A 20,212-nucleotide genomic window follows, 5' to 3' on the forward strand; every position below is an offset into this window, starting at 1 on the left:
ATGTATATTTGTTGTTTATTCGATCAGAGAGCGCAGGTAGCCTTCGGCATTCTTTGCTTTCTTGGCCACCTCCTTGTTGTCGATGAAATATAGCAGTGTGGTATATTTTTTCGACGCCTGCCTGGCTTCACCCTTCGAAGGGCTTACCGCCACATACTGCAGGATGGCGATATTGCCGTCGGCGGCACGCCACAGAAGGTTGTTGTCGGTGTCGCGTATCTTAGCAGGTTCGCCGTAGAGGTCGGTAAGGTGGCTGCGTGCCCCCTCGAAAGCCGACATGTCGGGTGTAGCCGTGGTGCGGGAGAAGCCTACCTGCATCAGCTTGTCCTTGTAGAAGTCGAGCACGCCGTTATCCCATGCCACAGTGCCCCACGAGGCAGGAGCATAGGAGTACTGGCGCTGCTCGTTTATGGGGTCGGTGGTGACGGAGCGCTGAGGGTCGCCGAGAGCTTCGACACACTTGTCGTATTTCCATCCGAAGCGTATGCCGTTGACACCCGTCATTTTGTCACGCGCGCCGGCTGTCGATGCTCCGGCGAGCAGCACTATTGCCATGAGCAATGTGCGTCTGAATAACTTTCTCATAATAAATAAAAATAGATACAATAGATATAGAGATATGTGTGTGATTTTCAGGAAGCTGGTTACGTCTCTCAGAGTATGAGACATGCGCCTCAGGGGAGGAAGGGCGACCTCACCGAAGAGTCGATGTACAGGTAGTCGCAATGGATGAGCGGACGACTGCCGCGGCCACCTATAGCAGCGCGTGCATGGACTGAATCAAGGCCTGCACGTCCCCAGGCTATGACGTTGCCCTCGGGGTCGATTACCTGCACGATGTCGTCCTTCTCGAAGTCGCCCTCTACAGCGTCGACACCCACCATGAGCAGGCTTGTGCCGACAGGCGACAGAAGGGCCTCGGCGGCTCCGCGGTTGACACGCACGGCACCCTTGGCGAAGTCCTCGCTGTGGGCTATCCATTTCTTTACGCCGGTGACAGGCGTGGCCGACGGACTGAAGAGTGTGTGCGGCACCTCTGGGCCGAGACCCATCAGCGAGGTCAGCACACCCTCTCGCTTGCCGTTGGCTATGATTACAGCCACACCCTCCGAGGCAAGTTTGGTAGCGGTGCGATATTTGGTGGCCATGCCTCCGCGTCCGAGCGACGAGCGGTTCTCGCTTATCATGCCCGAGGCGTCGAATCCGCTCCCTATCACCGGTATGAGCCGGCTGTCGTGGCACGTAGGGTCACCTGTATATACACCGTCGACATTGCTGAGAATCACCAGCGCCTCGCAGCCCATCATCGTGGCGAGAAGCCCCGACAGCTCGTCGTTGTCGGTAAACATCAGTTCGGTCATCGATACGGTGTCGTTTTCATTTACCACGGGTATGACATCGTTGTCGAGCATCACCTCCATGCAATGTTTCTGATTGAGGTAATGGCGGCGTGTGGCGAAATTCTCTTTAGTGGTAAGCACCTGCCCGCAGGCAAGTCCGCGGCCGCTGAAGAGGTCGTAGTAACGGTTGATGAGCTTGGCCTGCCCTACGGCAGAATACAACTGACGCGAGGACACGGAGTCAAGCCCCTGGATGCCTCGGAGCTCACTGCGCCCTGCGGCTACGGCTCCCGACGACACTATGACCACACGCATCCCCGCCGAGTGGAGCTCGGCTATCTGGTCGACAAGAGCCGACATGCGGGTCACGTCGAGGGTGCCGTCGCGGCGTGTGAGCACATTACTGCCGATTTTTACGGCAATACTTTTGAAGCGTGGTGTAGGCATACGTAAATTTCAACAATTTCTCAGTCATTTTTGTTGCTGTCGTCGCGGCGTATTTCCACACGGCGTATCTTTCCGGAGATGGTCTTGGGCAGTTCCTTCACGAATTCCACCACACGGGGATATTTGTATGGGGCGGTGACGCGCTTTACATGATTCTGAATCTCCTTGACCAGCTCGTCGCCGGCACGATTCTCATACTCTTTGCTCAGCACGATGGTGGCTTTCACCACCTGACCGCGTATATCGTCGGGCACACCGGTGATGGCACACTCTACGACGGCGGGATGGGTCATCAGAGCGCTCTCCACCTCAAACGGACCTATACGGTAGCCCGACGACTTGATTACATCGTCGATACGGCCCACAAACCAGAAGTATCCGTCCTCGTCGCGCCATGCCACATCGCCTGTATGGTAGAGTCCGTCGTGCATGGCCTCGCGTGTTAGCTGAGGGTCGTGGAGATATTCCTTGAACAGTCCGAGCGGACGGTGACCACCCTCGGGGAGCCGGATCACAATCTCGCCCTGCTGACCGTCCTCTACCGGTACACCCTGCCCGTCGACAAGGTCGATGTCATATTCCGGGCCCTTCTTGCCCATCGAGCCGGGCTTAGGCTCGAGCCATGGGTATGTGGCCACGGTAAGAGTGGTCTCTGTCTGGCCGAACCCTTCCATCAGCTTTATTCCGGTAAGTCTCAGCCACTCCTCGTAGACACTCGGGTTGAGCGCTTCGCCGGCAATCGTGCAGTAGCGCAGGGTCGACAGATTGTATTTCGACATATCCTCGCGTATGAGGAAACGGAACACCGTAGGGGGCGCGCAGAACGAGGTGATGCCATAGTCGTGAATCATGCGCAGCACATCGACAGGCTCAAACTTCTCGAAGTCGTAGACAAATACATTGGCCCCGGCTATCCACTGGCCATAGAGCTTTCCCCACACGGCTTTACCCCAGCCTGTGTCGGCCAGGGTAAGGTGTAGGCTATCTTCATCAAGATTGTGCCAGTAGCTGGCGGTTATGATATGCCCCAGAGGATAGGTGAAATCGTGGGCCACCATCTTGGGCTCGCCGGTGGTGCCTGAGGTGAAGTAGAGGAGCGATATGTCGTCGTTGGAGTTGGCTGTCTCAGGGCGCTCAAAAGGAGCCGCCGCGACTATCGACCGGTTGAAGTCGTACCATCCCTCGGGCACCACAGGTCCGGTGGATATCAGAGCCTCCACCGTAGGGCATTCGGGCATGGAGCGCTGTATGTGGCCAAGCACCACCTCGTCACCGGTCGACACAATGGCCTTGATGCCGGCCTTGTTGCAACGGTATATTATGTCATGCTCCGTCAGCAGATGGGTGGCCGGGATTACCGTGGCCCCGAGCTTGTGGAGAGCCACAATCGAGAACCAGAACTGGTAGTGGCGCTTGAGTATCAGCATCACCATGTCGCCGCGTCCGATACCGAGCGACTGGAAAAACGATGCCGTGCGGTCGCTCTCGCGCTTGATGTCGGCAAATGTGAACTGTATCTTCTCTCCCCTGTCGTTGGTCCATAACAGAGCCGGTTTGTCGGGCTCTTTCTCGGCCCAGGCGTCAACCACATCGTAGCCGAAATTGAAGTTGTCGGGCACGTTGACATGGAAGTTGGCCATAAAATCCTCATAAGACTCAAATTCGGTCTTATCTAAAAACTTTTCAAGCATGTGTAAGCAAATAATAGGTTGATGATATAGAGCAACGACAGACTACGAAATTATGGCTATAATCCTTGCCGTAGAGCCTATGGCACGCAGGCCGTGGGGGCGAAGAGAATCAAACATTATGCTGTCGCCGGGACGCATACGTGTAACGTGTCCGCCTACCGAAAGTTCAATCTCACCCTCAAGCACATAGTTGAACTCCTGACCGCTGTGCACATTCAGAGTCAGAGGAGAGTCGGTTGGTTCTATGGTCACAAGAAACGGCGCCATGATTCTCCTCTGGAATCCGGAGGCAAGATCCTGATAGCTGTATGCCGCAGTGCGCTCCACCTTAACGCCCTTGCCTGCTCGGGTGACAAAATAGGAATTCATCGTAGGCTCTTCGCCGAAAAGGAGAGCTGTAAGTTCCACCCCGTAGGCCGAGGCAAGGCGATGGAGAAAACTGACAGGCACGTCCGACTCGCCGCTCTCATAGGCGGCAAGCACCTCGGGCGACACATCACACTGGTGTGCCATCTCCTCTGCCGTAAGTTCCAGGGCGTCGCGGAGTCCGCGCAGACGCGCCGCCACTTCTTGTATATGGTTCATAACATTCTTTTATTCACGTCAAAGAGTCACAAAGTTACTCAATTTTTCTAAAAACTGAACGGATATGCACGCTAAACACATACATTGTGCAAGATGTTTTGACCACGTTCCAAAATTATATGTACCTTTGTACTGACAAAACAGAATACACACCTATGAAATCAACAATACTTGCTCTACTTTTATCTTTCGTCGCAATCCTACCTGCCGCAGCCTCTACAACCGCACGCCTCAACCGCACATGGGTGGAGACCGGAGTGATGAAACATGACCAGGAAGGCCTCTCGCTGCATGTCGACTTCGACCTTACCGATGCCAAAGGACGCCTGGTAGGCGTGCAGGCCATATTCTACAGCCGTCCCGGCGGATGGGCCCTACGCGACAAAAACGACAAGTACCGGCTGTCGCCGTCACTCAACTATGTGGCCGCATTCGACTATTTCCGCCCGGAGGAGCGCGACATGAAGGTAAGCGACTTCGAACTGTTTATCCCCGTCAGGGAGCTGCATCTCAGCAACGGACACAAATACCGCATCTACGCACAACTGTCGCTCTATTCCGACCCCGGCAAGAAGGGTGAATTCCTGGCCGAGAGCGATTTCCTGCCCATCACTGTCGACCTCACCGACCCAAATCACCCCAAGGCTATCCCCGACTTCTCACAGGTAATCACAGTGGCCGAAGTCGACAAGGCCAAGAAAGAGGGGCGTCAGGTAGGCGTTACAACCCGCAAGAATCCCAAGCAGGATAAAAAAGCCAAGAAAGAGCAGGCACGCAAGATGAAAGCCAGCAAATGGGGCTCACACGGCTCGAAAGTCGAGAAAGACTCAATCGACCGCGCCACCTTCTGGCAAAAAGAAGAAATCGACTCAACAGCACTGCCGAAGCTCTATATTGAGTAATTGTACTGTCAGAGACATCACTCACGGCTCCGGGGTATCTCAGCCCTGAAGCATCATGGTGTACTTGAGTGTCGGCTCTGCGCCGAGGCTCTCCTTGAACACACAGAGGCCATAGTTGGGGACACCCGTCTCGGTAGCAGGCCCGAGGTCGAGCAGACGCATCCCCGCCCGGCGATAATACTCATACACATATTCAGCGAGCAGATTCATGGCCCGCAGCTCGCTGTAGCCGGGCATATCGCCCCAGTACACAACCTGCGCTATCCCCTCGCCCGCAGGATACACCATGGCTCCGGCTATATCAGCGCCATCATGCATGAGCAGGAAAAAATCGGCCTTGACAAGCATTGCGGTGGAGATTACATCGTCCGGCTCCATCCACATAGGGCGCCCCTTGCTCAGATGGTTGGTGCGGATGATATTATATACCCTCAGTATATTCTCCGGCACAGGGACCACTTTGGCGACCGACAGTCCGTTTCCAGAGGCCTGATTCAGCAGTTTGCGGCAACTGCGGCTTACTCCGTCGCGGAAACTGCCGCGCCCGAGGTCGAGATGATAGCTCACATCAAGCGTCGGCGTCAGCCCAAGGCGCGACAGGGCGCTGACCGACTTCACCGTCAGCTCCGGAGCATACGGTTCGGGCGGAAGGGTCACGCGCAGACCCAGTCCCTCCGCCCGGCAATACTCCACCACATCGTGCCACATGCCGTCGACAGCCGCGAAGCACTGGTTGCGGTTTACTGTAAGCCCTCCGAACGGGGCAGAGAACGGAGAGTGGAGCATGCCGTCGCGACGCCCGAGGATTATGCCTCCGCGCACCTTGCCGTCACCGGCAAACAGATAGCGCACGTCGCCGTCGTCACACTTATGTCGGTTGTGCTCAGTGAATGCGACGCCGTTGAATATATGTGGCGGACAGGGAAACATCATCCCGTACTCGCGCGGGGTCACTGCATTTATCATCATGGAAAACTGCTGTTTCCGCAAAGGTAACGAAAAATGGCGACACCTTCGACTGAAAGGTGCCGCCATAATGGCTTGCGCTACGATATCGCGTATCGCATATTCTTATTTCATGTTGTATTTGGCGAGGATGTCAAGTATCGGCTGGCGTATCGACTCCATCCAGTTGTAGTAGCCCATGTCAGAGGGGTGGGTCTTGTCGGTGCAGGTCGAGCCGTCGGTGTCAGCCGCAGGATATACGATGTAGATATTGGGGTCGGTCTCCATGGCCTTGCGCACCATCTCTTCGGCGGCGGCCATCTTGGCGGCCTCCTTCTGGTCGTTGTCAGTGTTGAAATTGCGGCTTCCGCGATATATGGTCTGCTGGAAGATAATCGGGGTGACAGGGTGCTTGGCGCGGATGGTCTTTACGAAATCGTTGAAGTTCTCCCTGATTTCGGGAGCCTGAGGATTGGAGAATGCGTCGAACACAAATGCGTCGGCATCGGAGTCGGCGAGCACACGCGCATAGCTCTGCTGGAGCTTGGAATTACCGCTCACGCCCAGCGAACGGATATCAAGGCCGGTGGCGCGCTGCAGCTGCAGCGGATAGGCCATGCCCGAGCGGTTGGCCGACACGCCGTGGGTGAAGCTCGACCCCCAGAATACAATCTTGTGCTTGAAGGGGTTTTCCATCGGAGTGATGGTGGCGTCGGGGCTGATACCCACATACACCTCATCGATGATACTGCGCAGAGGCATGTAGAGCAGACACTCCTTCTCGCCGGGAGCCATGGCCGACACCAGGGCCACAGGCTCTCCCTTGGCCGAGGGCACGCCCGAGCCGGCGTATACCCACTTGCCGTCGCGCTTTATATAAAGGTCGGCGCCGGCCGATGCCACATCCGTGCCGTTGTAGGCATGATGGCGTTTCTTATAGTCGAAGTTTACCTCCACGCGATCGCTGTTGGTCTTGAATACCAGTGCCAGTCCGGATGACTCCTGGTTGAGACTTCGACGCTGGTAGTCAGTGAATCCGTCATACTTCACGGTATCGACACGCGCATAGCGGTCGGGGGTAGGCATCACCTTGCCGATAAGCGTCAGGTCTTTTCCGGGTACAAACTTTGTCTTATTCTTTGCGGCATATGCCGACGGGAGAGCGGCTGCAATGAGGAGTAGAGCCGCCACAAAACTCTTGAGTTTCACAGCTTAATAGTGTTTAATGATAAAAATTTGGTTAATTATTTCCGCAAAGATACAACTTTTTGGCACTCCTCCAAAACTAAACGAAACCCTTTCTTGATAAAAACGAAAGAGCGCAGTATCCGCGCAGGTTCAACTGGCAAGTGCAAAATTAGCGATTTGTTTGAAGAACTCGGTTTTCGGGTTTGAAAAACCGAGTTTTTTCCGTGGTCTGAGGTTTAGTTTCTTTGCGACATTCTTGATGTATAGGTCAGTGAAATCATTGAAATTTGACTTTTTGGGGATGTATTGACGGATGAGTTTGTTGATGTTTTCGACCGCTCCTTTCTGCCATGAGCAGTAGCTGTCGGCAAAGTAAACAGTCACATCATCGAGACCTTTGATGCGTAATCCGGCGGTTATGTCGAGGTGTGCCGCGAACTCGCTGCCGTTGTCAGTAGTGATGGTTTTAAGATATTTACGGTATGCGTACAGCATTCTCACGACAGTCTTTGACAATGGCTTGGCTCTTTTTCCGTAAGGTAGTTTCTCCATCATCACAAAGCCAGTCATGCGTTCAAGCAGCACTAGAATCGCGTGCCCGTAGGCATCAACAATAAGATCCATCTCAAAATCGCCAAAGCGTTTGCCGTCGGCCTCGGCCGGTCTGTCGTGTATGCTTGTGCGGTTTGGTATGTTGGTGGCTTTAGTGGGTTTGCGTTCGCCTTTTGGTCGTCGTCGGAAGTCGGGATGTCTGCGGTGACGGCGCAGTTCTCCGCTTTCATCAGCGTTTATAATGTTGTAAATGGTCTGTATGGATACGGAAACACCTTCCTTGGCCAACACGCCACGAATTTGTTCTGGTGACCATTGGTGGTCAATAATCATCTGTTTTATACGCCACACCAACACGCTGTCGAGCTTCTTGTTGGATGTGGTGCGCTTTCTGCGTTCAAGGGCTTTGGCATGAGCCTTTTCCCACAGATAGTGGCCTTTGGTTGTGGAATTGCGCTTCAGTTCACGACAAAGCGTTGACTGACTGCACCCTACTATGAGGGCAATTTCTTCTCTCGAAGTTTTTCTTTGCAGTAAGGCGAAAATTTGCGACCTTTGCTGCGAGGTTAATTGTCTGTACATAAGCAATACAAAATTAGTTAATCTCAGGGAGACTTCGGTCTCCCTTTTTATTTTGTATTGCCAGTATGTTCTGCTGCTGTTCGCTCTTGGGGGCGGTTTAGGCCGCCCCCGCCGCTTGGGCATCCCCTCGCCAGAAGGAGAGAGGAGAATGACTAATGCCCATCTCAAAGTTTTGCACTTCGATTTGGAATCTTCAGAGCGCAGTATCCGTAACGACACTGCGCCCATATCGTAGGGGATATACAGGGAAATCACACAAGCATTCCCGAGGCCACCGACGAGGCCACATCCTCGCCCATACTGGCGGCTACAATCGCAAAAGCGAATACAAAAGCCGACGACGGGCCGTTGGAGGTAATCAGATTTCCGCTCTCTACCACACGCATGTCAACATAGGTGGCGCCACCCTTCTCAAGGTCGGCCTTGAATGAGGGATAACATGTGGCATTCTGCCCTCTTATTATATCGAGCGGAGCGAGCACCACGGCGGGCGACGCACATATCGAGGCTATCTTGCCCTGCTTGAGCCAATGCTTCTGCAAAGCGTCGTTTAACGCGTCGCATGCGGCCAGATTGGTGGCCCCGGGCATTCCTCCGGGCACTATCAGCCATTCGGCATCGGTGGTGTCAGTCTCTGCAATCAGTTTGTCAGCCATTACTTCTACTCCGTGGGCGCCCTTTACATTGAGCTTGTCGGCAATCGATACTGTTGACACTTCCATGCCGGCACGGCGCATCACGTCGACCACAGTCAAAGCCTCGACTTCCTCAAAGCCGTCGGCAAGAAAAACATAACTTGTATTCATACTTGATTGTTTTGTTTGGTTATATACTAATTAAGTAACGTAACCCTCACCCCTCATGTTTTATTATTTGCACAATTTATATTCTTCCTATATATTTGCACATAGGTAAACTGTGTAAACATAAATCTGTCTTAACCCATGGAAAAAACAAAATTTCAAATCGAATTCGACCTCAAGAGCATACCTCCGGCTCTGCTGTGGACATACATCTCCTCTCCGTCGGGACTGAAAGAGTGGTTTGCCGACGAGGTAACACTCCACGGAAAGCGTTTCACATTCCGTTGGGACGACGGCGCCGAACAAACAGCCGCTATCGTGGCACAGCGCACGGAATCGTCGCTGAGACTCCGCTGGCACGGCGACTCACTGCGCCACTATTTCGAGTTCAAGATACTGTCGGGCGAGATGACCGACTCTACCTCGCTCCTTGTCACCGACTTTGCCCTCTCTTCCGAGTTAGACGACGCGCGCGACCTGTGGATATCACAGCTCGAGAACCTCCGCATCACCCTCGGATGCTGATATCGCTCCACCGCCACTGATACACATTGCTGTCGCATGCCGGAGAACCATACACGCTCCTTTATTGTTTTAACAACAGTCGGGGAAAAATTCCCGATATCAGCTATTTATTTGCAAAAAGGAAATTATGGAAAATCGTCAACAACGAAGGCTCGACCGCCAGGAGGAGTACGACCGTCGTCTGCTCCACCGCCGCTACAGTTCCTCCCTATTATGGATGTGGATTGGAGTGAGTGTCCTTGTGATTTTACTGTTGCTGTGGCTCACCATTTTTGAGTTCTGGCAGGCATAGACCGTTTAACCAAAAAAAGCTATGGGAGCAAGTCTGTGGATTGCATGGGCTCTGATTGGCATAATCGGAGGTTTCATGGTAGGAAAACTGATTTCAAGAATCCGGAATCTCACACTTGCGATATGCGTAAGCATATGTGGCGCTCTGCTTGGTGGATTCCTGTTTCTTATATTGTTCGGCACCGGCAACACCAATACCGAAGTACTGTCGCTGGTGGCGTCGGCAGTGGTGTGTGCGCTGTTCCTGTGGGTGCTCACCATCGCCTCGCCAAAGCGCAACTACGATGACGATATCACCGACGAGTGAGCGTCCCCGCCATATGAGAGAATACAACGAAGCCCCGCTTTCCATATGTCGATATGGCTGCGGGGCTTTGATGCGTTTTGCAGTGTCAACTGCGATTACTTCACTACGCGACGCTCTTTGATACGGGCTTTCTTGCCTGTAAGACCACGGAGATAGTAAAGTTTGGCACGACGTACCTTGCCGTACTTGTTGACAACAATTGAGTCGATGAAAGGCGACTCGATGGGGAAGATACGCTCTACACCGATGTTGTCGCTCATCTTGCGCACGGTGAAGCGCTTCTTGTTGCCTTCGCCCGAGATGCGGATAACTACGCCGCGATACTGCTGGATACGCTCTTTGTTACCCTCTTTGATACGGTAAGCCACGGTGATGGTGTCGCCGGGACCAAACTCGGGATGCTGCTTGCCGGTGGCAAATGCCTCTTCGGCTACTTTGATTAAGTCCATTTTTAGTTCGTAATGAATTAATAATGTAGATATTACGCAATATAACGGGCTGCTTGTACCGCCAGAGATTGCGCTAAAACGCTGCAAAGGTAGCAATAATCCGCTGACTGGCAAAGTTTTTCCACACATTTTTCGGCGCTTACACGCCCGACTATGCCCGCGCGTGCATAGTCAGGGGATATTGTGTCGGTGTGGCGTAGCCCGACATGGCATATTGTCGCCGGGCATATCGGTGGGATACGGCCCCTCCTCAACGCACACACCTTCGCCGGCATTGTCGTTGCGCTTACAGCTCCACGCGTCAGCGTATAGCCCCAATGGGAGCGTCCACAATGTTAGCCTATGGTAAGAGCCGCGTTAGCGGTTCGCAGCCATAGGTCAACAAGGGCATCATCACGTTTGTGCCCGGCGTAGCCCGGCGACTCCCCCGGGACCGTGTCCACAATTGTCCACATATTTTTGTGGACAGGACATTGCCCGCACCATCGTAGGGATACTCGGGCAGCTGCAACTCCGACGCATAGACACCACACTCAAAGGAAACACTACTAATCAACACTTTACACACAACCTCTACAATTATTTCACTTAATTTTTGTTAAATACTTGAATTTTCCCATCAACATTTTTGCCAAATAAAAACTAAATATTAACTTTGCATCAGTTTTTCATGGTATTAGATTTAAGGTAAGAAGATTATTCGTCGTGATGACGAGTAATTTTTTTTTGCTACCTACCCAAAGGCTACGGATTCATAGACTATGACATACCCTTCACCATGGCCGAAAATTCCGTAAAATCCAATTCTAAATCTATCTATATGGCACAGAACTGTTCTAATCCGATTACCTATCATACTCTAAGCAACCGTCTCAGAGTAGTACACCGCTACTGCGACTCCAGAGTCGAGTGCTGCGGATTGTGTGTGATGGCAGGAAGCCGCAACGAACAACCCGAACAGTTCGGACTCGCCCACTTTGTGGAACACACCATATTCAAAGGCACCGACCGCCGCCGTTCATGGCACATTATCAACCGCATGGAATCGGTAGGAGGCGAACTAAACGCATTCACATCCGAGGAAGCAACAACCATCTACTCCTCATTCCCGGCGGGGAACCTCGCGCGTGCTGTCGAACTCATAGCCGACCTCGTAAGCCGGAGTCGATTCCCCGAAGCCGAAATCGACCGCGAACGCGAAGTTGTGCTCGACGAGGTCGACTCCTATCTCGACTCACCGGCCGAAGCTATATTCGACGACTTCAACGAACTGCTGTTTGCCGGCTCCGGACTCGGCCACAATATACTCGGCAACGAAAAGACAATAAAGACATTCACCTCGGCAACATGCCGAGATTTTCTCGACAGATATTACACCCCGGGCAACATGGTATTCTTCTACATGGGCCCGGCAACACCCAAACGGGTCGTGGCTACAGCCGAGCGATATATGGGACATTTCAGCCATCCCGACACACACGTTGACAGAGTCGTCCCTCCGGAGGTAGAACCATTCGACATATACCGCGACCTGCACACCCATCAGGCACATACCGTAATCGGTGCACGCATCCCGGGCATGTTTGCCGACAAAAACCGCGCATACTCCCTGCTCACCAATATAATAGGCGGCCCGTGCATGAACTCGCTACTCAACGTGGCCCTGCGCGAACGACGGGGCTATGTATATTCGGTCGACGCCTATACCTCACTGTTTACCGACTGCGGCGAGATGACCATATACTTCGGATGCGACCGCGAGCATGTGAAACCATGCCGCCGCATTATCTCCGACACACTGACACATCTCGCCGACTCTCCGATGAAGGAGCGCACACTCTCGGCCGCTAAAAAGCAATACATCGGCCAGACCATCGTCGCCGCTGAAAACCGCGAGCAGATGGCACTATCGACCGGACGTGCGCTTCTATTCAACGGACATGTGGCAACACGCAGCGAAATAATCGATAGAATAATGTCGCTCACTCCCGAACACCTGCGCATGGCCGCCGAAGCAATAGTGTCCGACCGATGCTCGATACTCACTTTCGGATGACGCACTGCCCGGCAATGACTATTTTATAGCATTATTCACGCATCTCTACACTTTTTAGCAATTTTCCACACTCCTTTGGGAATGCCCCGGACGGTATTCACTCGAAAATTCGTAACTTCGCATCCATGAAGATAGGAAACATCGACCTCGGACCGCGCCCGGTAATGCTTGCTCCAATGGAGGATGTCACCGACCACTCTTTCAGGCTTATATGCAAAGAGTTGGGCGCCGATATGGTGTACACCGAATTTGTCAGCGCCGACGCGCTCATACGCAATATAAGCGCCACTACACGAAAACTCCACATCGACTCACGCGAACGCCCTACCGCCATACAGATTTATGGCCGCGAGACAGACCCCATGGTCGAAGCCGCCAGAATAGTCGAAGAGGCAGGCCCCGACCTGCTCGACATAAACTTCGGATGCCCGGTAAAGAAAGTGGCCGGAAAAGGAGCCGGAGCCGGCATGTTGCGCGATATCCCCAAAATGCTTGAGATTACCAAAGCCGTAGTAAAAGCTGTAAAAATTCCCGTCACGGTAAAGACCCGACTGGGATGGGACCACGACTCGCGCATAATCGTCGATCTCGCCGAGCAGCTGCAGGACTGCGGCATACAGGCCCTGACGGTACATGGCCGCACACGCTCACAGATGTACACCGGACAGGCCGATTGGGAGATGATAGCACGCGTGAAAGACAATCCACGCCTCACCATACCGCTGATTGGCAACGGCGACATAACCACTCCGCAACGCGCCATAGAGGCTTTTGACCGCTACGGAGTCGACGGAGTAATGATCGGACGAGCATCAATCGGAGCGCCATGGATATTCAACGATGTGTCACGCGAGCTCAAGGGTCTACCGCCGCAACCACTCTCCAACACCGCAAAATTCCGACTGCTACGCCGACAGATTACCGAAAGTATAGCCAACATCGACGAGCATCGCGGCATTCTCCACATTCGCCGCCACCTGGCGGCATCACCGCTGTTCAAAGGGATACCCAACTTCAGAGAAACCCGTATAGCAATGCTGAGAGCCGACACATGGCCCGAGCTCGACGCCATACTCAACCATATTGAAACCGACATCCTGTCGACTAACGATTGACACTTATGAGAAAGTTTTTACTCGCATGCATGGCTACGGCCATGGCCGCATCATCGCTTTTTGCAGCCGAACCGATTGACAATTCAGTAAGAAAATACGAAATCGCGGTCAACGACTTCACAGCACTCAAAGTAGTGGAAGGCGTGACCGTTGAATATCGGGCAAGCGCCGACTCTGCCGGATTTGCCAGGTTTACCACAACTCCGGAGATGGCCTCCCTGCTGATGTTCTCCAACAATAAGCAGACTCTCGAGATACAACTCTCAACCGACGGAATCAACCACACAGGGCTGCCGCTCGTAACCGTATACTCGCGGTTCCTCACCAAGGTAGAGAACTCCGGTGATTCGCTCGTAAGAGTCGCTACTGTAGAGCCTACACCATCGTTCCGCGCACGCCTTATCGGAAACGGACAGATTTCGATACGCAATATCGACACAAACTATCTTGACGCCTCGCTCGAAACCGGAAACGGCGTAATGGCAATCTCCGGAAGCGCCGCCAAAGCAAAATACAGCCTCATCGGCACAGGCTCGATTCAGGCCGAGGAAGTGACGGCTGTCGACGTGAAATGCTCAATGCTCGGCACAGGATACGTACAGTGCGCGCCCACTGCCGAACTTACTGTAAGCGGAGCAAGTTCCGGAAAAGTATATTACAAGGGTTCCCCGAAAATCAAGAATCGCTCTATCGGAGTGAAAGTCCTTGCTATTGAAGAAAATCAGCCCGATTAACGAAATTTTTCTTTAATAATATACCCCATTTGATATTTTTACTATAACTTTGCATACTGTAACTCAGGCATGCGCGGTTCGTATACCTGAACAGTATCTTAAAAAAGACATACTCCTTTATCTTTTCTATCTGTTTATGGATATTTGGATTGCCTGTGATTCACTTTTTTTCAGGCATAAAGATAGGGATGCCGTGCGGCATCCCTATTCTGTATCCATCCGGCACCGGAAAAGCCTCCGGACATCGCAGCAACCTCAATGATGCGCGCTACTTGTTGTCCATAAACACAAGATACACAGCGCCAATCAGCAGCACGAACGCCAGAATATGATTCCATCCGAAGTGAGTGCCTTTGAACGCTATCATCGTGAACACTGTAAACACCACCAGAGTTATACACTCCTGCATCACCTTCAGCTGAACCAAAGAATACGGGCCACCGTTGCCGTCGAAGCCTATACGGTTGGCCGGAATCATAAACACATACTCTACAAGAGCTATGCCCCAGCTTATCAGTATCACCGCATACAGAGGCCAGTTGCTCGACACCCCGCTCGACTGGAGTTTGAGATGCCCGTACCATGCAAGGGTCATAAACACATTGGAGATAATCAGTAGAATCACTGTTACAATCGCCGGTTTCATTACTTTCAGTATGTATTATTTTATAAATGAGTGGATTTGTCAAATACGAGTCGGGAGGCTACCGCTTCGTCTCCCTTTTCTCCTCAAGCATGCGCCGTAGCTCCGGAAGATATATGTAATGCCTCCCCGAGCCTCGCTCTATAGGGAAAACACGGTGCTTGGCCTCAACCGCACGGTCGCAAACCGGCGAACGGTACAACTCCCCCTCGGCACTCAATCCCCCGGGGATAGAGTCGACACTCACGCGCATAAGCTCGGCACACGGAGGATACCCAAGCGCAGTCCACATTACCGCACTGCGCGGGTCATCGCCCGGTGCAGGCAGCTCGACAATAATGCTCGCCCCGGTCGAATACCGAGGTATGAAGTCCTGGTCGACAAGCCATACCGCACACGTGTCGGCGGCTACAGGGTCATAACCCATCAGCGAATGGTAGAAACTGCATGATACCGAATCGAAAATAGCCCGTGGAGTGGCACTGTGCGACACTGCCATCGGCTCAAGAAGCGAGAGGGCCGAACACTCGCGTATATATCCGAATCCACCGTCCTTCTCTCCGCTATGACTGTAGTTGGTACGTACCAGCAGAGTATCCGGTCCCGCGAGGTCTATCCGGCGGAAACCGGTGTCCCATGTCTCGAAATACGCACCGTTGCCCATACCGTCGGCCACACCGAAATTGGCCTGTACACCCATAGGCCGCGGAAGCGAGCGCAACAGACTGTCGAAATCGGCCACACTCCTGCATGTGCCGAGAGCCTGAGACATCACGATACCCTCGCGGTCGCGCACAAGCGCTGTGTCAGGAGCCAGATTATAGCTGGCGGTATTCATTACGGCAAAACCGGCCTCGTTGACACCGACCCATGCCTCCCGCAACAGAGAGTCACCCCCGTTGAACAGAGCCACATACTCCAGGCCTCCCGCAGGCTCGACCTTCGCGACAAAACTATGCTCAGTACCCGTATCGCGGTGCTTCCACAGCAGCATACGTCCCGACGCGCTGCAGCCGGCGCCTATTATAGCACTCGTACAAGCCATTATGGCCGACGCCCCGCACATGACAGCCAACACTGCCGCAATTATACCATGAGACAATTTCATGGATGCAAAGTTACGCATCTCACACGGGATTTGACTAAATTTGTGCTCAAATAAACTTGAATTCCACAATGATTGATGAGGCTACCCAAAAGGCGCTCCGTGCCGCCTACAATCCCGACGGCTCCGACCTGCGTCGCCATCAGCTCGTGATGCTCGACATGCTGATATGGCTCGACCGACTTTGCGTGCGCCATGCCATACCCTACTGGCTCAGTTCAGGCACACTGCTCGGAGCCGTGCGCCACGGCGGATTCATACCCTGGGATGATGATGTCGATATAGAGCTGATGCTCCCCGACTATCTGCGCCTCATAAAAGCAATAGCCCAAGAAGCGCCGGCCGCCGGATACGCCCTACAGACATCCGACACCGACCCTGAATTTCTCTTCCCCTTCGCCAAACTGCGCGACACACATACCAATATAGCGGAAGCCGACGGCCTCGACTCGTTACAGGCATTCCACGGTGCATACATCGACATATTCCCGCTCGCACCATCGGCATCGCGCCGCCTCCACCGACTCGGCTCAAAGCTAATCGGCACCGAACTGAAGATGAGGGTCGCACGCCCCGGACTACGTCGCTGCATGGCTCCACTGCGTTTTGCACTCAAGCATATAGCCTACCCTGCTTTGCGGCTGCTCTCTGCCACAGGCGCAGGCGCCACACACCGACATCTCATACCCAGCTATTTCTCAGCGCCACGCATAGCCGGCGAATGCCTGCCCACCGGAAGAATATCATTCGAGGGACACACATTCGGCGCCCCACATTCACCCGACCTCTATCTGCGCCGGCTGTTCGGCGACAACTACACCTCTCTGCCCTCGACTATCCATACCCATCTTGCAACAGATTCAAACACTCCCGCATCGCCGATAAACAAGCAATAATTTCTACGACTTATCGGAATAATTCATATCTTTGTATCCGTTTAGGAGGAATCCGTGAGCCGGGCGGTCAGCCGCTTGCCGACTTCGAGAGCGGCAAGAGGAAAGTCCGGGCAACGCAGAGCACCATGGTTGTTAACGGCAACCTGCCGGCAACGGCAGAGCAGTGTGACAGAAAACAACCGCTGCCCCCGGGGCAGTAAGGGTGAAAAGGCGAGGTAAGAGCTCACCGGGCGGTATGGCGACATATCGCGCCGCACACCTCATGGGTTGCAAAGTCAAGTATACCGGCATTCAAGGGTTGCTCGCCCATTGTCGGGGGGTAGACTGCTACCGAGGTCATCACACATGGCCCGACCAGATGATACGGCAACGTACATCGTAGATAAATGGCTGACCGGCATGCCCCGTCTCCGCTACGGCGAAGATACCAGGCACGACCGACATAACCCGGCTTATAGCCCGGCTCACCCTCCTTTTTTATCAACACATCAAAGGCCATGCATCCCATCTGAGGAAATGCATGGCCTTATTATATCTGACAGAAGAACACCTGACGTCACATCAGCACCGGAGGCACCGACTCCGGACCGCTTGCCCACGACTTGTTGGGACGCGCCCCCATCTCAAGCTCCAGCTTTCCGCCGTTCATCACATCCTCGTGGCTTATCCACGACTTATCCCAAGGCTTGCCGTTGAGACGCGCCGACTGTATATACTTGTTGGTGTCGCTCGCCCCGCTCGCCACAATCTCGAATGTATTGCCGTTGCTGAGTCTCACCGAAGCATGCTCGAACTGCGGCGAACCGATATTGTACAACGGCAGACCGGGAGTCACCGGATAGAATCCAAGCGAGCTGAACACGACAAACGAAGTCATGCCTCCTCCGTCCTCATCTCCGGGAATACCCATGAGGTCATTGCGAAACCACATCTTGAGCAGGTCGCGTATGGCTTTCTGAGTCTTCCACGGCATGCCGGCATAGTTGTATAGATACGGTATATGCAGCGACGGCTCATTGGCCATGGAGAACTGTCCCACATTGCCGGTATGGTCGGGAAGTTTGGAATAAAACTCATATTTCCCACGGCCCAGAGGCTCACAGAAAGTACGGTCAAGATTCTCGACAAAATTCTCTTTGCCTCCCATCAGCTCTATCAGGTCGGGCACATTGTGAGGCACATCCCAGCGGTAGATCCATCCGTTGTTCTCGCCATAGTACTCACGGGCACCGGGACCGCCGTCCCACTTATAGTCAAACGGTTCGATAAACCGGCCATCCTTGTCCTTGGGATGGAAAAATGCCGTAGCCGGATTATAGATATTACGGTAATTGAGCGCACAGCTGTCATATCGGGCGGCATCGTCGGTCTTTCCGAGAGCCTGCGCTATGCGTGCCAGACACCATTGGTCGTAGCTTGTGCCGAGAGTCACAGCCACCGGCTGACGCTTCTCCCAACCATGTACATTAGGGTCGGTCTCCTTCTCTCCCGGACGAAGTGCGGGAATATATCCGTTGCGCGCATAGAACTCGTCAATCCAGCCGGCCGGATTTCCGCTCCAGGGCGCAAGAGTCTTCTCCTCGATACCCTTGCGGCACGCTTCGTAGGCACGAAGAGTATCAATCCTGATACCTTTGGCCACGGCATCAGCCACGGAGGCCACGCCATGATTGGAATTCATGCGGCGCGAGTCGCCGTTGACCTCCGGGAATGTAGGCATCCAGCCTGTACCCATCTGGTCGGCCATGCGGAGGAACGAAGCCAGGATAGCCTCCTCGCGGTCACTGTCGAGAAGTATTCGCAGCGGATGAGCCGCACGGTAGGTATCCCATATCCAGTCGTCGGTATAAAATGGTGTACCTTCGTCGTCATGCACCTGCCCGTCGAAAGCGCTGAAATAGCGCCCGTCCTCGCTCATGCATATGGGACGCTCGAATGTACGGTAGTACGACGAATAAAGCACCGTCTTCTGATCCTCGCTACCGCCTTTCACCTCTATACGCCCGAGCGCGTCGTTCCACACTTTGCGCCCCTTGGCGGACACATCCTCGAGATTGAAGTCCTTTATCTCACGGGACAGATTGAGTGCGGCCTGCTCCTCGGATATGAACGACACGCCGTAGCGCAGCACCACATCTTTCGTACCGTCGGCAAACTGCCACACCGCGCATGCATTATCGCCTTCCTTGCTGCCAAGACCCGTATTCACCGAGCCGTCCTCAAGAATACCGGCGGCTGTAGGCGATTTGTCAACATCCATGTATACGTATACACGTGTATCGTTGGGTAGCTGCTGCCATCCGCTGATATGATTGCCGTCGACATTTATCCTGCCGCTCCCTGTGCTTACCGCGATATACGCAGGCTTGCCGGGCTCGCTGCTTTCGAAGTCTATGTCATAGATAGCCGACTGGTTGCTTACTGCATAATGAACATGCATCGGATCATCTCCGGCAGGTGTGGCTATATCCACCGAGAATTCATATGGAGTGAGATACTCGTTGTCGTAGCTGTACTGCTTCACGGCCGCCATGGCCCCGTCATGCCCGGGATTGATTCTGAATGCCGAGCGCTCACGATGGTTTGTGACTATCACAGGAAGTCCGTTGAGCAGCCGGCTGGTATAGTCGGCTCGCTCCGGATATACCCGCAGCATGCTGTTGGGGAGCTGCACGGTAGGAAAAGTCGGCACAAGCAGATGACTGATATTGCCGATATACGGGTTGACATAATCTACCGGCTCTCTATTGTCAGCCGCGTAGGCATTGATACATGCATGGAATACGGCTGCCCCGGCCAGTAAAGAGAGACATCCTGCCGTTATTCCGATTAGTTTATGGTTATGGTTCATTGCTTGTAATGAGTTATCAGTTATTTTAGAGCATCCTCTTAGAAACTGTTTAAGAGCTTGTTTAATAATAAATGTTACAGTCAGGGCGGTCAGTCGGCGAGCAGATTTTCACTTGTGATGAGGGAGTGTAGCCGTAGCTACATGACCGAAGAATAAGCAAAAAGATGCCGGCAAGACTCTCAAAAGCAAAGCAATATGAATTTTA

20 protein-coding genes and 1 other RNA gene are annotated in these 20,212 nt (G+C 53.4%); 9 read left to right on the forward strand and 12 right to left on the reverse strand.

From position 1 onward, the window contains the following. Positions 1–15: 15 nt before the first annotated feature. The 4 genes from ADH68_RS04090 to ADH68_RS04105 form a co-directional block, all read right to left on the reverse strand. Positions 16–585 carry a hypothetical protein gene (locus ADH68_RS04090; RefSeq protein WP_123611446.1) on the reverse strand — a complete coding sequence of 190 codons (570 nt, stop codon included), beginning with the start codon at positions 583–585 and terminating at the stop codon, positions 16–18. An 89-nt stretch (positions 586–674) separates the two neighbouring features. Further along, entirely contained in the window at positions 675–1,787 is a 1,113-nt protein-coding gene (proB, locus tag ADH68_RS04095) for a glutamate 5-kinase (RefSeq protein WP_068961927.1), read from the reverse strand. Positions 1,788–1,807: 20 nt separating this feature from the next. Next, entirely contained in the window at positions 1,808–3,478 is a 1,671-nt protein-coding gene (locus ADH68_RS04100; protein WP_068961926.1) for an AMP-binding protein, read from the reverse strand. Positions 3,479–3,520: 42 nt separating this feature from the next. Further along, on the reverse strand, positions 3,521–4,063 hold the full coding sequence (locus ADH68_RS04105; RefSeq protein ID WP_068961925.1) for a helix-turn-helix domain-containing protein: 543 nt from the start codon (positions 4,061–4,063) through the stop codon (positions 3,521–3,523). A 155-nt stretch (positions 4,064–4,218) separates the two neighbouring features. Between ADH68_RS04105 and ADH68_RS04110 the strand changes: the two genes are divergently transcribed. Beyond that, the gene (locus ADH68_RS04110; RefSeq protein ID WP_068961924.1) at positions 4,219–4,965 is read left to right on the forward strand and encodes a hypothetical protein; all 747 of its coding nucleotides are present in this window, start codon (positions 4,219–4,221) and stop codon (positions 4,963–4,965) included. A gap of 39 nt (positions 4,966–5,004) precedes the next feature. Here ADH68_RS04110 and ADH68_RS04115 read toward each other — a convergent pair whose 3' ends face one another. From ADH68_RS04115 to ADH68_RS04130, 4 genes are all read right to left on the reverse strand, one after another. Beyond that, on the reverse strand, positions 5,005–5,934 hold the full coding sequence (locus ADH68_RS04115; RefSeq protein ID WP_068961923.1) for a hypothetical protein: 930 nt from the start codon (positions 5,932–5,934) through the stop codon (positions 5,005–5,007). 102 nt (positions 5,935–6,036) lie between these two features. Continuing rightward, a complete protein-coding gene (locus ADH68_RS04120; RefSeq protein ID WP_068961922.1) occupies positions 6,037–7,119 on the reverse strand; it encodes an SGNH/GDSL hydrolase family protein in 1,083 nt (360 codons plus the stop codon). A gap of 129 nt (positions 7,120–7,248) precedes the next feature. After that, positions 7,249–8,232, reverse strand: a complete 984-nt coding sequence (locus ADH68_RS04125; protein WP_068960594.1) for an IS30 family transposase — start codon at positions 8,230–8,232, stop codon at positions 7,249–7,251. 251 nt (positions 8,233–8,483) lie between these two features. Continuing rightward, the gene (locus ADH68_RS04130) at positions 8,484–9,038 is read right to left on the reverse strand and encodes a DJ-1 family glyoxalase III (RefSeq protein WP_068961921.1); all 555 of its coding nucleotides are present in this window, start codon (positions 9,036–9,038) and stop codon (positions 8,484–8,486) included. A 138-nt stretch (positions 9,039–9,176) separates the two neighbouring features. Between ADH68_RS04130 and ADH68_RS04135 the strand changes: the two genes are divergently transcribed. From ADH68_RS04135 to ADH68_RS04140, 3 genes are all read left to right on the forward strand, one after another. Beyond that, complete coding sequence (locus ADH68_RS04135) at positions 9,177–9,560, forward strand: START-like domain-containing protein (RefSeq protein WP_068961920.1); 384 nt, start codon at positions 9,177–9,179, stop codon at positions 9,558–9,560. Positions 9,561–9,687: 127 nt separating this feature from the next. Continuing rightward, positions 9,688–9,852, forward strand: a complete 165-nt coding sequence (locus tag ADH68_RS13900) for a hypothetical protein (protein WP_157517409.1) — start codon at positions 9,688–9,690, stop codon at positions 9,850–9,852. 21 nt (positions 9,853–9,873) lie between these two features. Further along, positions 9,874–10,158: a hypothetical protein gene (locus ADH68_RS04140; RefSeq protein ID WP_068961919.1), complete on the forward strand. Its 285-nt coding sequence runs from the start codon at positions 9,874–9,876 to the stop codon at positions 10,156–10,158. Positions 10,159–10,253: 95 nt separating this feature from the next. Here the strand turns inward: ADH68_RS04140 and rplS are convergent, their stop codons facing one another. Then, entirely contained in the window at positions 10,254–10,607 is a 354-nt protein-coding gene (rplS, locus tag ADH68_RS04145) for a 50S ribosomal protein L19 (RefSeq protein ID WP_068961918.1), read from the reverse strand. A gap of 820 nt (positions 10,608–11,427) precedes the next feature. On the opposite strand from rplS, the gene ADH68_RS04150 reads away from it, so the two are divergent. The 3 genes from ADH68_RS04150 (at position 11,428) to ADH68_RS04160 (ending at position 14,512) form a co-directional block, all read left to right on the forward strand. Then, on the forward strand, positions 11,428–12,663 hold the full coding sequence (locus tag ADH68_RS04150) for a M16 family metallopeptidase (protein WP_068962179.1): 1,236 nt from the start codon (positions 11,428–11,430) through the stop codon (positions 12,661–12,663). A 125-nt stretch (positions 12,664–12,788) separates the two neighbouring features. Further along, a complete protein-coding gene (gene dusB / locus ADH68_RS04155) occupies positions 12,789–13,778 on the forward strand; it encodes a tRNA dihydrouridine synthase DusB (RefSeq protein WP_068961917.1) in 990 nt (329 codons plus the stop codon). A 5-nt stretch (positions 13,779–13,783) separates the two neighbouring features. Then, a complete protein-coding gene (locus tag ADH68_RS04160) occupies positions 13,784–14,512 on the forward strand; it encodes a GIN domain-containing protein (RefSeq protein ID WP_084274186.1) in 729 nt (242 codons plus the stop codon). A gap of 268 nt (positions 14,513–14,780) precedes the next feature. Here the strand turns inward: ADH68_RS04160 and ADH68_RS04165 are convergent, their stop codons facing one another. Together ADH68_RS04165 and ADH68_RS04170 are read right to left on the reverse strand one after the other, a co-directional pair. Then, positions 14,781–15,158: a DMT family protein gene (locus tag ADH68_RS04165; RefSeq protein WP_068961915.1), complete on the reverse strand. Its 378-nt coding sequence runs from the start codon at positions 15,156–15,158 to the stop codon at positions 14,781–14,783. Between the two features lie 58 nt (positions 15,159–15,216). Then, positions 15,217–16,263, reverse strand: a complete 1,047-nt coding sequence (locus tag ADH68_RS04170) for a C45 family peptidase (RefSeq protein ID WP_068961914.1) — start codon at positions 16,261–16,263, stop codon at positions 15,217–15,219. Between the two features lie 68 nt (positions 16,264–16,331). On the opposite strand from ADH68_RS04170, the gene ADH68_RS04175 reads away from it, so the two are divergent. Beyond that, positions 16,332–17,156 (forward strand): LicD family protein, encoded by an 825-nt coding sequence (locus ADH68_RS04175; protein ID WP_068961913.1) that lies wholly within the window; start codon positions 16,332–16,334, stop codon positions 17,154–17,156. 55 nt (positions 17,157–17,211) lie between these two features. Beyond that, an RNA gene (rnpB, locus tag ADH68_RS04180) (RNase P RNA component class A) lies at positions 17,212–17,627 on the forward strand. Between the two features lie 85 nt (positions 17,628–17,712). Here the strand turns inward: rnpB and ADH68_RS04185 are convergent. Next, a complete protein-coding gene (locus tag ADH68_RS04185; RefSeq protein WP_084274184.1) occupies positions 17,713–20,007 on the reverse strand; it encodes a GH92 family glycosyl hydrolase in 2,295 nt (764 codons plus the stop codon). Between the last annotated feature and the right edge of the window lie 205 nt (positions 20,008–20,212).

Origin of the sequence: Muribaculum intestinale (genome assembly GCF_002201515.1) — a bacterium.
Classification (GTDB): domain Bacteria; phylum Bacteroidota; class Bacteroidia; order Bacteroidales; family Muribaculaceae; genus Muribaculum; species Muribaculum intestinale.

Coding starts and splice junctions, on each gene's coding strand:
- ADH68_RS04110 (WP_068961924.1), top strand. CDS start 4,219: ATGAAATCAACAATACTTGCTCTACTTTTATCTTTCGTCGCAATCCTA.
- ADH68_RS04185 (WP_084274184.1), bottom strand. CDS start 20,007: ATGAACCATAACCATAAACTAATCGGAATAACGGCAGGATGTCTCTCT.
- dusB (WP_068961917.1), top strand. CDS start 12,789: ATGAAGATAGGAAACATCGACCTCGGACCGCGCCCGGTAATGCTTGCT.
- ADH68_RS04115 (WP_068961923.1), bottom strand. CDS start 5,934: ATGATGATAAATGCAGTGACCCCGCGCGAGTACGGGATGATGTTTCCC.
- ADH68_RS04135 (WP_068961920.1), top strand. CDS start 9,177: ATGGAAAAAACAAAATTTCAAATCGAATTCGACCTCAAGAGCATACCT.
- ADH68_RS04175 (WP_068961913.1), top strand. CDS start 16,332: ATGATTGATGAGGCTACCCAAAAGGCGCTCCGTGCCGCCTACAATCCC.
- ADH68_RS04140 (WP_068961919.1), top strand. CDS start 9,874: ATGGGAGCAAGTCTGTGGATTGCATGGGCTCTGATTGGCATAATCGGA.
- ADH68_RS13900 (WP_157517409.1), top strand. CDS start 9,688: ATGGAAAATCGTCAACAACGAAGGCTCGACCGCCAGGAGGAGTACGAC.
- ADH68_RS04105 (WP_068961925.1), bottom strand. CDS start 4,063: ATGAACCATATACAAGAAGTGGCGGCGCGTCTGCGCGGACTCCGCGAC.
- ADH68_RS04090 (WP_123611446.1), bottom strand. CDS start 585: ATGAGAAAGTTATTCAGACGCACATTGCTCATGGCAATAGTGCTGCTC.
- rplS (WP_068961918.1), bottom strand. CDS start 10,607: ATGGACTTAATCAAAGTAGCCGAAGAGGCATTTGCCACCGGCAAGCAG.
- ADH68_RS04100 (WP_068961926.1), bottom strand. CDS start 3,478: ATGCTTGAAAAGTTTTTAGATAAGACCGAATTTGAGTCTTATGAGGAT.
- ADH68_RS04165 (WP_068961915.1), bottom strand. CDS start 15,158: ATGAAACCGGCGATTGTAACAGTGATTCTACTGATTATCTCCAATGTG.
- ADH68_RS04170 (WP_068961914.1), bottom strand. CDS start 16,263: ATGAAATTGTCTCATGGTATAATTGCGGCAGTGTTGGCTGTCATGTGC.
- ADH68_RS04160 (WP_084274186.1), top strand. CDS start 13,784: ATGAGAAAGTTTTTACTCGCATGCATGGCTACGGCCATGGCCGCATCA.
- proB (WP_068961927.1), bottom strand. CDS start 1,787: ATGCCTACACCACGCTTCAAAAGTATTGCCGTAAAAATCGGCAGTAAT.
- ADH68_RS04125 (WP_068960594.1), bottom strand. CDS start 8,232: ATGTACAGACAATTAACCTCGCAGCAAAGGTCGCAAATTTTCGCCTTA.
- ADH68_RS04130 (WP_068961921.1), bottom strand. CDS start 9,038: ATGAATACAAGTTATGTTTTTCTTGCCGACGGCTTTGAGGAAGTCGAG.
- ADH68_RS04150 (WP_068962179.1), top strand. CDS start 11,428: ATGGCACAGAACTGTTCTAATCCGATTACCTATCATACTCTAAGCAAC.